This window comes from Paraburkholderia silvatlantica, from assembly GCF_003096715.1.
GTDB classification, from domain to species: Bacteria; Pseudomonadota; Gammaproteobacteria; order Burkholderiales; family Burkholderiaceae; genus Paraburkholderia; species Paraburkholderia silvatlantica.
Window position 1 is genome coordinate 366,197 of sequence record NZ_QEOL01000003.1, and the last position, 14,437, is coordinate 380,633.

11 protein-coding genes are annotated in these 14,437 nt (G+C 62.0%); 2 read left to right on the plus strand and 9 right to left on the minus strand.

What is annotated here, in order from left to right; genetic code table 11:
- Position 1: 1 nt before the first annotated feature.
- From C7411_RS06075 to C7411_RS06090, 4 genes are all read right to left on the minus strand, one after another.
- Complete coding sequence (locus C7411_RS06075; RefSeq protein WP_243413062.1) at positions 2 to 928, minus strand: lipase family protein; 927 nt, start codon at positions 926 to 928, stop codon at positions 2 to 4.
- The gene (locus C7411_RS06080) at positions 871 to 3,801 is read right to left on the minus strand and encodes a patatin-like phospholipase family protein (protein WP_165822749.1); all 2,931 of its coding nucleotides are present in this window, start codon (positions 3,799 to 3,801) and stop codon (positions 871 to 873) included. The genes C7411_RS06075 and C7411_RS06080 overlap by 58 nt, the downstream gene beginning before the upstream one ends.
- A gap of 283 nt (positions 3,802 to 4,084) precedes the next feature.
- Positions 4,085 to 4,864, minus strand: coding sequence for a phosphoribosyltransferase (locus C7411_RS06085; protein ID WP_165822750.1), 780 nt, complete (start codon positions 4,862 to 4,864; stop codon positions 4,085 to 4,087).
- Between the two features lie 118 nt (positions 4,865 to 4,982).
- On the minus strand, positions 4,983 to 6,101 hold the full coding sequence (locus tag C7411_RS06090; protein WP_110388076.1) for a patatin-like phospholipase family protein: 1,119 nt from the start codon (positions 6,099 to 6,101) through the stop codon (positions 4,983 to 4,985).
- Between the two features lie 224 nt (positions 6,102 to 6,325).
- Between C7411_RS06090 and C7411_RS06095 the strand changes: the two genes are divergently transcribed.
- Positions 6,326 to 8,017: an MFS transporter gene (locus C7411_RS06095; protein WP_110388077.1), complete on the plus strand. Its 1,692-nt coding sequence runs from the start codon at positions 6,326 to 6,328 to the stop codon at positions 8,015 to 8,017.
- Positions 8,018 to 8,098: 81 nt separating this feature from the next.
- On the opposite strand, the gene C7411_RS06100 is transcribed toward C7411_RS06095, so the two are convergent.
- The 4 genes from C7411_RS06100 to C7411_RS37345 all read right to left on the minus strand — a co-directional run bounded on the left by C7411_RS06100 (position 8,099) and on the right by C7411_RS37345 (position 12,045).
- Positions 8,099 to 9,361: a DUF3734 domain-containing protein gene (locus tag C7411_RS06100; protein ID WP_110388078.1), complete on the minus strand. Its 1,263-nt coding sequence runs from the start codon at positions 9,359 to 9,361 to the stop codon at positions 8,099 to 8,101.
- 26 nt (positions 9,362 to 9,387) lie between these two features.
- Positions 9,388 to 10,170 (minus strand): 3-hydroxybutyrate dehydrogenase, encoded by a 783-nt coding sequence (locus tag C7411_RS06105; protein ID WP_110388079.1) that lies wholly within the window; start codon positions 10,168 to 10,170, stop codon positions 9,388 to 9,390.
- A gap of 31 nt (positions 10,171 to 10,201) precedes the next feature.
- Positions 10,202 to 11,011 carry an acetoacetate decarboxylase gene (locus C7411_RS06110; protein WP_110388080.1) on the minus strand — a complete coding sequence of 270 codons (810 nt, stop codon included), beginning with the start codon at positions 11,009 to 11,011 and terminating at the stop codon, positions 10,202 to 10,204.
- A 518-nt stretch (positions 11,012 to 11,529) separates the two neighbouring features.
- A complete protein-coding gene (locus C7411_RS37345; RefSeq protein WP_165822751.1) occupies positions 11,530 to 12,045 on the minus strand; it encodes a hypothetical protein in 516 nt (171 codons plus the stop codon).
- Positions 12,046 to 12,117: 72 nt separating this feature from the next.
- Between C7411_RS37345 and C7411_RS06115 the strand changes: the two genes are divergently transcribed.
- Complete coding sequence (locus C7411_RS06115; protein ID WP_165822752.1) at positions 12,118 to 13,599, plus strand: ATP-binding response regulator; 1,482 nt, start codon at positions 12,118 to 12,120, stop codon at positions 13,597 to 13,599.
- Here the strand turns inward: C7411_RS06115 and C7411_RS06120 are convergent.
- Complete coding sequence (locus tag C7411_RS06120) at positions 13,596 to 14,348, minus strand: response regulator (protein ID WP_243413064.1); 753 nt, start codon at positions 14,346 to 14,348, stop codon at positions 13,596 to 13,598. The two genes, C7411_RS06115 and C7411_RS06120, sit on opposite strands and share 4 nt — an antisense overlap.
- Positions 14,349 to 14,437: the final 89 nt, after the last annotated feature.

Below are 14,437 nucleotides of genomic sequence, written 5' to 3' on the forward strand. Positions count from 1 at the left end.
TTCACGGAACGAGACATCTCACGTAGTTGATCGGGGCGTGATCCGCGAGGTCGCGCACCATGACGTTACCGATGCGCCACGCGTAGTTGAGCAGATAGTCGTCACGCGCGGCGGCGCGGTCCGCCTGCACGAAGGCATCGTCGGCGTGCGGTGCCAGCGCGCCTGCGCGCGTGATGTAGTTCGACGCTCCTGCGTGGACGTATCCGCCAATGGGCGGTGGCAGATCGGTGACGAGATCGCAGCAGTCGACATAGCGGGTGATGCCGACCCCGTCGAGCGTCGCGACAAACGTCGCGTCGCCTACGCGAGGCGAACCGAACGTCACGAGGGCGTTTGGCGTGCATAGGCTGGCAAAGAGCGTCGCGATGGCTGCACCGAGACTATGGCCTGTCACGATGAGTTGGGTTCCCGGTGCAATTGTCTCTTTGAGCCAGTTGTCGGCCGCTGCGCGCAAGCCGCGGGCGGCATGTGCAAATCCGGCGTGGACTTTCCCTGCGCTTTCCGTCCAGTCTGTCAGACTGCCTTCGAGGTCGATTGCGATATCGGTAAGCGACTGCGGTTCCGTTCCCCGGAACGCGAGCACGACAAGCTTGTCGGATTGCCTCGCGGCGCCGAAGCCATGCGTGTCGTCGGCGGCATTGTTGAAGGGAACGGCGCCTTCAAAATCCACCAGCGCGAGCGCTTGTTCGAGCCGCTGGAGTTCGGCCCCGCCTTTCTCGTAGCGTATGTAGGCAAGCCGGGCGAACTCCGCGCATAGTCCGCCGATGTCGTATTTGCCACCGGCAGTGAACACCGTCGGCCTGAGTTCCGGCGAGTTGAGCGCGTCGCGCGATGGGTCGTAGGGGATAGCGCACATGTGCATCTCCGTCTTCACGGCCGCAGCAGGTTGCACATCTGCGAATATCCTAACTCGCGATGCGATTCCCACTGGACGTCATCGAAAAACTGGTTGGCGGTAGTCTCGTTGGGAAACGAGGGGTTCTGCTTCCGATACTCGCGCACGTCGGCCGGGGCGGCGGAGGTGACGCGAGGCTTGATGACCAGTATCTGCCCATTAGTCCCGTTGGCAAACGTAACCGCGAACTGGAGCGCGAGGAACTTTCGCTTCCTCCTGAATTCTCCGATCGACAAGGCGATGTGAGCCGGATTCAGGCGGAACCAGGAAGGGAGCGGGAGCCGTGTGCGCGGCTCGCGTATTTCGGCGCCGAAATCGACGCGCGCGCGACGAATCAAGTTTGCAATATCGCCGAACTGATATTCCGGATCACAGCCATTGTCGATCAGCACGATGAATTTCAGCTTGCGCCGCAGTAATTCGTAGGCACCCGTGTTTTCGAAATGACCGCCATCGGTGAGATACCAGCGGCGCCCACGCGGCCCGTCGAATTCACCCGTCAATTCGTCCATGAGGCAGAACTGCGTGCCGAAGAGTTTCTCGGAGAGAAAACGGTGAGGGAGGTTCGCGTCGGGTATCGGCACACGCTTGCGCTCGAAGTTCACCGCACCCAACTGGAATGGCTTCGAAAACGTATCCCACCAATAGCCGAGACGGATATTCGCCACGCCAAGCAGCAGTGAGTAACCAACGTGCGTATTCTGGCCGAGCCCGGTGCTCACAGCGGCACCGGAAATGGCGACCCAGTCGCCCAGCGTCATCGATTCGAGCCAGATGTCACGCGTGCGCGATTCCCCACGGACGTAACACGCCGGCGTCGAAATATCGTTCGCGCTTTCCCATTCGCACTCGAGCACGCCGAGCCTGGCGCCCACGGTCATGCCGCCAGGCCCGATGCTAAAGGCGAGCCCACGGGCGCCACGCTGTACCAGCGACGAGTCCCAGTCGATCGTCTTGTTGATCGTCGCGTTGATGAGATGAACCGGCGCATGACTACGGGAGTGGAAATATTCCCCCATCGTGATGCTGTCGCCAGCCACGAGATTGGTCACGTCACGCATGGCGGGCATGTTCAGCCGCGTGGCATTGGTCGCGCCCAGAAACGCGCGGGTCAAGCGCGTGCTGTAAAGCCGCTGATAGGTCGAGAGATTCAGGAACTGGATGCACAGGCCATCCACCATCGCCAGTGCGAGAAAGGCAACGCACAGGATTGCCATGCGCGATGCGTAGTCCTGGTCGTTGCCGTAATGCCGCCATATGACCATCGAGATCGAGAGGGCCACGGTGGACCAGAACGCCAGCGTGGCGAGCGCCGCGAAGACCGCGGCGACCGATGCGAGAACGAGGCGCGGAATTTTGCTGAGACCGCCAACGATGTTATCGCCTTTCGCTAACAGGAAACGGGCGACACTCCATAGCACAGCGCCGATGCCGGCCAGCACGCCCAGTGGGCCGGAGTTCGGCGCGCTCAGGAAGTTCATGGATAGGTGGCGAGTGGCTTCGTACGTGAGTCCGCCGAGTGCGTCGACGAGCGCGAGTAGCAGCATCCAGAGCACAATCTGAATCGGTCCGGCGCCGACATGATGTCCACAGAGACGAAGCGGTGTTGTGAACGCGTTCGTGAGCGCATTGCGCAAGCGGTCGACGAAGGCGCGGCTATCCGAGCGCGGCGACGAGGAGGGAACCGAGCCGCGGTACCACGATTTGCCTGAGCCGCTGCCTCGCTTGCCGACATATAGCCACGCGATGACCAGAAACAGGGTGCCGAGCACACCCGTGCTGATGACGAAGAGTGCGGCGAGAAGCTTGGCGGACGGATGCGTCAGCTGGCCGAGCAGCAGTGCCGTTACTGGCTTTGACGATCCGTGATTGAATACGACGATTGTGCTGACGGCCAGTGAAGTGACTATGAATAGCGATATGAAAGGCAGCCACTTTCCTACGAAGCCCGTTTTCTGTGCGAGGTTCTGGGTCAGCCAGTAGGCGCGGCTGAGCGGAGAAAAAACAAATGCAGCGATGAGGACGGCGATGGCTCCGGGCAACAGCGAGCGGGCCCACCAGATGTCGGGTACGGCCGATTGCAGTGGAGCCCACCAGGGGTCGCCCACGATCAGAGGGGAACACCAGACGTCCGGCACGGACGAGAGCAACGGAGACCAGCACACTTCAGGCGAGACCAGGTGCAGCTGCTTGAGATCCGCTACGGCCATCGATGGATGCGTCAACCACGACGCAGGGTGCGGCGAAAGTACGTAGAACCACCAGACGTCCGATGCCGGCGAGGGCGGGCCGAGGAGCTGCGCGGCCAAATCGTGCACGGCGAAGTCCAGCAGGCCAAACGCAAGAAGAATCGTCAGAAGCGACACGCCGATCACATACTGTACGGCGAACCAGTTTCTCATCGAGAACACGAGGTATTGAAGGTAGTCCTTCAAGCCGTTCGGCACGAGATAGTTGCAGTTGTCGCGCAAATAGGCGATGGGCGTGACTGCGTCCGCTTCGTCGGGCGCCGCGTCCGGGCATAGCTTGCCCGACGCCCTCTGGGCCTGAGCGATGAAAGCTGATTGCTCAAGTCGCAAGTTCCCTGCGCGTAGTTCGTCAGGAACGAAAAGACTGCCATAGAATGCGCCGATGTAGCTGCCGCCCGAAACCGTGGAAAGATAGTCGAAGCGCTTCAGCGTCTTCGTGTCGGCCAGTGCCTGAAGGATGCCTAACGAAAATACGGCACTCCGTATGCCGCCGCCCGAGATGGCCAGGCCGCAGGCATCGGTGGCGCTGGGCAATTCGGGAAGATCGACCGCAATCCGATGTCGCTCGACCTGCTCCAGTTCCCGACGCGAGAAGTCCGGAGGCAGTTGCCACGACGGCGCAGGTGGAGGCGTCGAAGCCGCGGCGGGCTTGCGCACGGGTCGCTGCAGGGTCCTGACAATGCACGAAAGGAGACCCGGCATCATTCACTCCTGTTCTCTGGACGATGAACGGCGCAGCACTTAGGTCAGAATGTCGGGGCAGCCGGCACAGTATGAGGAAATTAAAGTCCGGATGGTTGTCGGCGTATGTGATCTGGCGAACACAAGCGGCGCAAACACACTGGACATGATCGCAATCGTTCGTAACGCTCACGGCGTCCGTTTGCTTACAACGTGACGCTACGCGTACTCGCTGGGAGGTAGAGTACCGAGTCAATCGCTAATCCAAAGCGATGATTCTGTATCGCTTGTTGTTGATCGTTTTATAAATGATGGAAAACGGAAACGCTTTGAGCAAGACTTTTATCAGACACTCGTTGTTGCAATAAATCTCCTCCGGCCCAACGGTTTCGATGGTTTGCAGGAGCGAGTGGTGATCGCCCGTGAATTCAAGACGGCTGTCCACCCTCCATTCCTGTTTCAGGTTCAAAGGGTAGGCGGAGTCGTCAATGGCCAATGTCTTTTTGTAGCGTTGATCTTCCAGCAGTGCCGCTTCCGCCTTCACGAAATCGTCGAAGCACTGGCGACTGGTGACGTACCGCTCCCACGGCAATATTGCGTGCACCGAAGAGCAGTCTTTGTAGTGGTCCGCTTCCGTTCTACTATCGGCGTGGTGCACCAGCGTCAGCACTCTGATCAAAGACTCGTCTTTAACAAAAGAAAGCAAATACTCGTAGCAGTTGGCCAGCGTATATCCAACACCGGCAACATCGTCCACGAGAAGGATTGTCTTGCCTTGCTCGATGCAGGCATCGACGAGAGCAAACACTTTCTGGTTGTTGATTTCGGCCCTTGCTTCCCGACGATCGTAGTGTACAAAGTCGACCGGCAGGCCCAGCATCTGCGAAAGCATCAGGGCAGGTATGGCGCCCCCGCGCAAGATGCCGAGTATCAAACCTGTGTTTTCCCGAACCAGTTGCTCTCTTTTAGACAGGCAAAAGGTTTCTATGTCGTCGTAGCCATAGAAGTAGACGGGAAGCCGGGAAAATTCTGTGTTCACCTGGTTTTGCTCCGAATATCCGCCCAACCGTGGCGCGGTCGCTCCTGCCCGGCCATGAGCACGGGCGCGCTCAGTTTACCGGCCTACTGCTTCAGTGTCTCACGCCACGCCACAGGCGTTACTGCGTGTGCGTCCCGCTGACCCGTTTGAGCGTTGGATCGAGCAACGCATCCTTGACGTCGAGCGAAGACACTTTCCCGAGATTCGCGTAGTTTTCTGTGAGCCACACCTGCGCCACCTCGCGTCCGCGGTCGAACAGCGTTTTGAGCAGCGACCAGGACGTGCTGCTCTTGGAGACGAAACCGAACTGCGCGAGAAAGTCGTCGTCGCGAATCAGGTGAAACCGGACGGTCTTGAAGCGGCTTTTGCTCGCGGCCTCTTCCCCAACCGAGTCGAGCACGCGGTTGACCGCCTCGATCGCGTTGATCTCGAGCACCACGGAAGCGTTGAAACCGATTTCGTTGAGCCGGTTCAGAATGCCACGCGCATTTCTCGGCGGCATGTCGTGGCGCACGAACGGATTCACGAGGATCAGGATCAGGTCCTGGGCATGGGCGATCAGCGGCGCCAAAGGCGGATTGCCCAGATAGCCGCCGTCCCAGTACGGTTCGCCGTGGACGTTCACGGTGCGGAATTCGCCTGGCAGGCATGCGGACGCGCGCAGCACATCGACAGAAATTTCGGGCTGCGTAAAGATGATGCGCTCGTCGGTTCGTACGTTGGTCGCGCATACGAATAGCCGCGGGCCGCCGCGTTTCGCATTGAGCGTGGAGAGATCAGATTCCGGGAGCGCGGAGCGGACCACCGGCCCGAGCGGATCGCGATAAAAGGGATTGTTGTAAGGCGAAGCGACGAGTCCCACGATCTCCGAAAATATGGCGCCAGGACTCCAGTCGATATTCCAGCCGCCGAACGGCCCAGGCTCGGAAAAGCCGAAGAGCGCATTGCCGGCCTGCTCCCCGGCGTGCGACACCGCTTCCCAGAAGGTGCGCAGCCGCTCGCGCGCTTTTGCTGCGCCGCCGCTGGCCAGGCCCGCCGCGCATAGCGCCGCGTTGATTCCGCCCGCGCTGGCCCCGCTGATCGCCTCGACACGGAACGGCGTGCCCTGCGATGTCGATTCCAGCAATCGATCGAGCACGCCCCACGTGAAAGCGCCGTGCGAGCCGCCGCCTTGCAGGGCAAGTGCGACTTTGGGGTCGGACTGTTGCACGCCGCCCGTGGATGCTTCTATCGCCATGGCTCCCCTCTCGTCGTCATCGCGCTGCACGCAATCGTACGCGCGCGAGGGAACGCGTGGGCGGCGAATGCCGCCTCAGGAACCGGTAAGGACGGGGCGCGGCCTTCAGCGCGTTCGCGCACAAGCGTGTGGCGAAATGGGGACGGCGCAGCGCTGTGGCCGGCAGACCGATGTATGCCAGCCTGATCTGGATCGCGTTCGCACGGTGACCGCTGCCGACGCGTATGCGGTCTCCCGGGTTGACTCGCGTCCCCGACGTCAACAGACTCTGTTTACCATCGATCCACACGGGAGCGAACTTGACCAGCCGGGATCTTGTTGAAAGCGAGCCGAAGGGCGCGCATGTCGTCGCCGCGCAGGCGAGCCCGTGCGACGCGCTCGTTATCCGCGCGCAGCCCACCGTAATTGACCGTCCGTGTCGGCGCAAGCGCCTTGCGCTCGCTGCGACGATCCTGGGTTCGAGCATGGCGTTCATCGACGGCTCCGTCGTCAACGTCGCACTGCCGTCCATTCAGAGCGAACTCGGTGCGAGCGTCGCGGCGATGCAATGGGTCGTCAACGCATATTTGCTGTTTCTCGGCTCCCTCGTGCTGGTCGGCGGGTCGATGGGGGACAGGCTTGGCCGCCGCACGGTGTTCATCGCGGGCACTGCGCTGTTTACGCTGGCGTCGGCGGCTTGCGGCCTCGCGCCGAATGCAGCTGCGTTGATCGCCGCCCGCGCGGCTCAAGGCATCGGCGCGGCGCTGCTCGTCCCCAGCAGTCTCGCGATCATCGGCGCGGTGTTCCACGACGAAGCACGTGGGCGGGCGATCGGCACCTGGGCCGGCGTCGGCGCGATCACGTCGGCGGTGGGACCCGTGGCGGGCGGCTGGCTCGTCGATGCACTTTCCTGGCGTGCGATCTTCTTCCTGAACGTCCCGCTCGCCGTGCTGACGATCGCGCTCGCTGTTGCATCGGTACCCAACAGTCACAGGCCCGATGCGCCCGGACAGCTCGACTGGCCTGGCGCGATGGCCGCGGCAGCAGGACTTGCCAGTCTGACTTTCGGCCTGACCCAGGCTTCGGCGCGAGGCTTCGAGCATCCGTTCGTACTGGTCGCAATTGGCGCGGGCATGCTCGTGCTCGCTGCATTCGTGATGATCGAAGCGCGCAGCGCCAACCCCATGATGCCGCTCGATGTGTTCCGTTCACGCGACTTCACGGGTGCGAATCTCGTCACACTGCTGCTTTACTTCGGGCTCGGCGGCGCGTTCTTCTTCCTGCCGTTCACGCTGATCCGCGCGCATGGCTTCACCGCGGCCGAAGCGGGTGCCGCGCTGTTGCCGGTGCCCGTCATCATCGGTTTGCTGTCGCGCTTCACCGGTGGACTGACGAGCCACTTCGGCTCACGCGCGCTGTTGACCGTTGGCCCGGGCGTCGCCGGGCTCGGGTTCACGCTATTGGCGTTGCCGCTCGTGCGCGGAAGCTACTGGAGCGGATTCTTCCCCGCGCTCGCGGTGCTCGGGCTCGGCATGACGATCACCGTCGCGCCGCTCACCACGACTGTGATGGGCGCGGTGTCGAGCGAGCGCACCGGCGTCGCGTCCGGCATCAACAACGCCGTGGCGCGCGTGGCGAGCCTGCTGGCGGTGGCGGTGCTTGGCATCGTGTTCGTGTGGTCGCATCACGCGGCGCTAGCGGCGCGCCTCGACGCGTTGCACGTGCCGGTGAACGCGCGCCAGACGGGGCAACTGCTGGAGCCGGTCGGGCAAGGCGGGCTCGCATCGGACGGCGCCGGCACGCCGTATGCAACGCTGGTGGCGCGTGCGCAAGCGGACGCCATGATCGACGCGCTGCGTGCCGTCGCCGTTGTATCTGCCGCGTGCGCGTTCGCTGGAGCGGGTATTGCGGCAGCAGCCATACAGTCCCGGAAATGAACTGCAAACGTCTGCATTTGATCGAATGCGCGGAAATGACACTTCGGCATGAATCGGCATCGCGGTCTCCGACCGCTGAGCCTACGCGACCTTGCGAGTCAGATCCACCTGTCCCGAAGTGCCGGCGCTCAGTTCGGCGCGATCCGACTCGGGCACTTCGCCCGCGCGCCGATGGATGTCGTGCGTGACGAAGCCTTGCTCGCGGCTCGGTATCGAGAACCAGTCCGGATGCGCAAACGACGCGCGAATGTCTTCGACGCCGCTCGACCAGTGTTCTTTCATGGTATCGGCACTGAATTCGTAGTCCTTGTAATGCCCTTCGTAAGGCTTGTTCTTGTAGATCAGATGGATCACATTGATCGACGAACCATCGGCCACTTTCTCGGCGAGCCGGAACAGGGGATCGTTGCGGCGCGCCTCGGCGGGCACGTGCTCGAGGAGTTCCTTGATAAAGCGCGCATGCTTTTGCCGATCGGCAAGCATGTTGGTGATGGCGCGCGTGCGGCTCGAATATTGAATGTCCTTGGCTCGTTCGGCCACGTCCAGGAAATCGGCGGGTACGTTGCCGCTCGCACTCCATAGATCGACCTGGAATACGAGCGTGTCCTTGTGGTCCGCGTCGCGCAGCACCTCCGTGAGCGGTGTGTTCGACACGAGGCCGCCATCCCAGTAATACTCACCCTCGATTTCCACGGCCGGAAAGCCCGGCGGCAGCGCGCCCGATGCCATGAAGTGCTCGGGCTCGAGCCGCATCTTCGCGTTGTCGAAATAGACGAGATTGCCGCTGCGCACGTTCACGGCCCCCACCGACACCCGGATCGGGCCATCGTTGATACGGTCGAAATCGGCGAAACGTTGCAGCGTCGATTTCAGTGCGGCGGTGTCATAGTAGCTCACCGCGTTGGGTGTCGCCCTTTGCCAGCCTGCCACCGGCAACGGCCGCCGCGGCGCGAAAAAGCCCGGCTGGCCTTCGGTTAGCGCGCGACCCGCGGCCCACATGCTGGCCCAACGGCGCGACAAATCCTGATGGCTGAACAGCGGCATGGCGAGCGCGCCGAGGTTCCCGAACCAGTCGAGCGGATGGCAGATCGACTCCCAGAAGCCGCGCAGCGCTTCGACGCGCCGCGCGGGCTCGTTGCCCGCGATAATCGCCGTGTTGAGCGCGCCGATCGATACGCCCGCAATGCGATGCGGTTCGACGCCGGCCTGTGCGAGCCCTTCGAACACGCCGGCCTGATAGGACCCGAGCGCGCCGCCGCCCTGCAAAACAAGGGCGATTTCGTCGTAGCGCGGCAGCTCAAACGGCTTGCGCTCCGTGCGGGCGGTGAGATTGCTGCTGCGCATACGTTCTCCCTTCGTTCGTTGATTGCTTAGTGCATCGACCAGCCGTGCGTGACGAGCACCGACTGGCCCGTCAACGCCTGCGACCCGAAGCCCGCGAGGAACGCGACCGTGTTGGCCACGTCGTCGAGCGAGGTGAACTCGCCGTCCACGGTGTCCTTGAGCATCACGTTCCTGACGACGTCGGCTTCCGAAATGCCGAGTGCCTTGGCCTGCTCGGGAATCTGCTTGTCGACGAGCGGCGTACGCACGAACCCCGGGCACACGACGTTGGCGCGCACGCCGCGCGGACCGCCTTCCTTCGCCACGACGCGGGCCAGGCCGAGCAAACCGTGCTTCGCCGTGACATAAGCCGCCTTGAGCTTCGACGCCTCGTGCGAGTGCACCGATCCCATGTAGACGATCGAGCCGCCCTTGCCGCTGCCGTACATATGCTTGAGCGCGGCCTTGGTGGTGAGAAATGCGCCGTCGAGATGAATCGCGAGCATCTTCTTCCAGTCGGCGAACGGGAACTCGTCCACCGGGCTGATGATCTGGATGCCCGCGTTCGACACGAGCACGTCGATCCCGCCGAAAGCCTTCGCCGCTTCGTCGATCCCCGCATTCACGGCTTCCTCGTTGGTGACATCCATCGCCACGGCAAGGGCCCGTCCGCCCGCGGCCACGATGCTGTCCGCCACCTTTCCTGCGTTCGCGAGATTGAGGTCGGCGATCACGACCGCCGCCCCCTGGCTCGCGAACGTGCGCGCGCAATGTTCGCCAATGCCGCTCGCGGCGCCCGTGATGACTGCAACCTTATCTTTCAAAGACATGTGTATTCCTTATAAAAATTTTTTAAACAGCTTATGCGAGCTCGGCTTCCGGTTCACCCAGGGCGGCGTCGCGGCTCGCGCCCTGGTTCGATGCGGCGGCGAGATAGTCGAAGGCGATCTCGCCGATGTCGAGCGTGAGGTCCGCAATGACGTGACGTGCACCCACCACGCGACGCACCGGCAGATCGGCGACGGGCGCGAGCGCGTGCGGATGCAGCTCGATCGCCGCCGGGCCGCTCCATGCGCCTCGCACCGTCACGTCGCGCAAATAGAAGCGCACGAGTTCGCAGATGCGCACCGTGCCGTCCACATGCGGAATGATCTTGAGAAGGTAGTTGGGCGTGTCGGCGAGCTTGCGGCGCTCGTCTTCGCTGTTGAGCACATGATGCTTGTAGCCCATTGTGCCGGTCGCGATGCGCTGCGTGCCGTAATCGAGCGTGCCAAGCAGCGTGTCGTTGCCATCGACGGCGAGCACGGGGCGCGCGAGCTTCTTCGGGAAGCCCCAGATTTCACGGCCGCCGGCAATCGGGCCTTCGTCGTCGAGATACATCGAATGCGTGTAATTCGCGAGGCGGCCTTGCGGATCGCGTACGGAAATCACCTGTCCGCTTTCGGTGTAGTCGCCAAAGCCCGACGAGTCGGGCATGCGGATGAATTCGTAATGAACGAGATTGTTTTCCGGCTTCAGCGGCTCGGGCACGATGGCGCGCAGTGCGTCGGGATCGGTCTCGTACGTGATGATGAAATATTCGCGATTGACGAAGCGAAAAGGCGGCCGCGGATACGCGGGGTTGTGCATGGGCATCGCGAATGCATCGCGGCGGATTCTTGCCAGATCCATATGTTCTCCAGACCAGGTTGCGTGAAAACGTCGCGACAGATGTTAGAGGCAAAACACGACACGATCGCATTTATGACTATAAAACACCGTTTCAATTTCGTTAAATAAAAAGGAAACTGAAAGTTTATTGGCCATCCCGGCGCCATTTTCGTGTGACCGGCGCAACGTCGCGTATGGAAATTTTTCAGCCTGATCATGGCATTACGTGCGTCGCGCGGAAAACATGTGACGAATGCTGCTCAAAACGGGAAATAGATTAATGCGTGGATTGAGAGAGGAGGCCGGCCACTTCGCTCAGAGGAGGAACGTCTCGCCCCGGCATAGCCTTGCTTCGTCGAAATAAAGAAGGAATGCGAAATAGGTGAGTTGGCTGGAAAGAGCCGCCACGATGCCGGATCGTCGCGCGCCGAACACCATGTTATGTGACATCTCTTATGGCCGGTTGGCGTAAGATATCCTCGCTTCCAGCGGGGAAGCGGGCGAGGCCGGCTGTGACCGGCTAGAATGGATTGGCACGCCTAAGCACGGGACGTGCTTCCTGCTTCGTTAGCCAGCGAGCATACCGGCGAGATGCGATGAGCATATTCAGGTTTCAATCGGCGACGGAATCGGCATTCCTCAAACGCTCGCATGCGCCCAGCGCGGTTCGCGCATGGCTGGTCGATATGCTTTGCTGGCCCGCCCGGTTCGAGGATCCGCAGGTCGAACGGGAATTTACGGAGGAGTATGGCCGGCGCTTCGCCGACTTTCGCCGTGCGGCGCTGGTGCTCGGAACCCTGATCTGGGTGTGTTTTGGCTTTTGGGAAATCAGCCTTGCACAGACCAGTTCGGTGTTCCGGCCATACTTTCCGGAAGTTTTCGCGTTCCGTTGCGCCGGTGCCCTGGGCGCGACTGTGGGCATCGTGCTGGCCTTCAGGCTCGAATTTCATCGGGACAAGGTTGCACACTGGATACTGCTGTCGGGCCTGGCGTTCATGTGCTTTTGCCTGTTGATGCAAACGGTCCTTGCCCCACGCCCATTCAATTTCACCCATTTCTTTGTCGGCTTTTATTTAATTCTCTTTTATCTGTTCGGCTTTCTGCGCCTGCGAGCCAAGGCGACGCTCATGCTGACCGCATGCGTGATTGCCGTGATCGTGATGGCCCAGCTGGTCACCCAGGCGGTCGAGCCGGACAACTTCGCCGCGGGGATGTTTTATCTGTTGAACGTCGCCGTGCTGGGGCATAGCGTCAACGTGAATGCCGAGCGGCATGTGCGCGACCGCTATGTTGCCGTCCAGGCGCTTGCCCAGAGCAACGCTGCGCTGCAAAGTGCGAACGCCGAACTCGCGCAAAAGCACCATGACCTCGAGCGCGCGCGGCGCGACCAGCAGACCAAGTCGGAAGCCCTGATCGCCTTGCGCGAGCAGCAGCGCGAAGCCGCAGAGCAGGCGAGCCGGGCGAAGTCGCGTTTTCTGGCCGCAGCCGCGCACGACCTGCGCCAGCCCATGCATGCGCTGAACCTGTTCCTCGCGGCGGCAGACGAGGCGCTGGAAGCCCGCGACATCGAAGCATCGAGCAAACTGATCGGCGAAGCGCGCAAGGCGTCGGTGTTGACGGCGCGCCTTTTCAATGCGGTGCTCGACCTGTCGAAGCTCGAATCGGGGCACGTCAACCCGACCTATACGAGCGTCGACCTGAGCCGCGTGACCGAAGAGACGGTCGAGCAGCTCGCGTCGTTCGCTGCGAGCCGCGGCGTTGTGCTGCGTTATGCAAAGGCGCTGCAAAAACCCGCATGGGTACGCACCGACGCCGACTGGATTCCCCGCGTGCTGAGCAATCTCATTGCGAACGGAATCAAATATTCAGACCCGTCGAAAGCGGGCCGCTCCACAGTGCTCGTTGGCTTGGTACGTATGCCTAATTATGTGCGGCTCGACGTGCTCGATAACGGCATTGGCATCGCGTCGGAGCATTGGGACGCGATCTTCCAGCCGTTCGTACAACTCGGAAACCCGGAGCGGGACCGCGAGAAAGGGCTTGGACTCGGTTTGTCGATCGTGAATGCGGTGGTGTCGCTGCTCGAGGGGCATCGTCTCGAACTCAAGTCGATCGAGGGGCGCGGGTCGCGTTTCTCGGTGCGCATGCCGGTAGCGGACCCATTCGCGCACGAGGATGCCGCGATATCGCCCGCCGATGCGGCATCCTCGCCGTCACCGTCGTCGTTGCGCGGTCTCTACGTGTTGCTGGTCGAGGACGACAGCCTGGTGCGCGCCTCGATGGAGGCGTTGTTTGCACGCTGGGGGGTGCTGTCCGATTCGGTGCGCAGCGCAGCCGAACTCGGCGACCTGTTGCAGACGATCGAGCGCGTGCCGGACCTCGTGATCAGCGACTACCGGTTGCCGGAGAATTCGACCGCACACGACGTCATCCGGCTCCTCGGCGAGCACTTTACCCGGCCCGTGCCGTGCCTTGTGGTGACGGGGGAAGCCGTGGCAAGCACGCAGGGTGTGTTGCCGGAGCGCTGCGTGCTCAGCAAGCCGTTGGCTCCCGACCTGCTGCTGGCGCGCATGCTCGAATTGACGGGGGCGTCCACCCGGGCGAGTTAGGCCGCCGGCGCGTGCGCAACGGCGGGAATTTCAATGCCGCGGCGTGCCATTTCGACGATCAGGAAAGTGCGCCGCGAGACGTTGAAACGGCTCAGCAGATCGCTGATGTACTCCTTCGCGGTGTTCTCCGAGATATTCATTTTTCGCGCGATGGCCTTGTTCGACATGCCCTGCAGGAGAAAACCCAGGGTTTGCGCGAGGCGCGGCGGCAGGTTCAGCGAGTCGATCGGAATGGCTTTGCTCGGACCCGGGGACTGCGGGGTATGGCCGCCCTTGCCGAGTACGCTGTTGGGCAGGTAGACCCGTCCATTCAGGATCGTCTGAAGGGCATCCCGGAACACCGCGCCGCCTTCCTCGCTGGCCTTCGAGATGAAACCGCCCGCGCCATTCTTGATGCAATCCAGCACGGTTTCGCGATCGTCCTGCGCGGACAGCATGACCACATGCGCCGCGCGCTCGTTCTCCTGCAGCCAGCGCAGCAGGTCAAGCCCGGTGTGATTGTCGCCGATCTGGTAGTCGAGAAAGACGAGGTCGTAAGCCTTGTTCTCCAGCCGTTCGACAGCAGCGTCGTATGAGCCCGCCTCGTCGATGTCGAGCGTCGGTTCCGAGGTCAGGATCAGGCTCTTCATCGCGATACGCGTCAAGCCCTCGTCTTCTACGAGCAGCACGTGCCGGAAATACAGGTTGTCCATCTGGGTCTCTCTAGTCCTGGGCAAGCTCGCTACTAACGCGAACAGGCTTTGGCGCACTGTACCCGTATTCCTTCAGGTTGCGATCCCCCCAAAGCGGGGGACGCTTCCGGGGCCGCCTTCTGGAGGCGTTTTTCCCCCGCCATGGC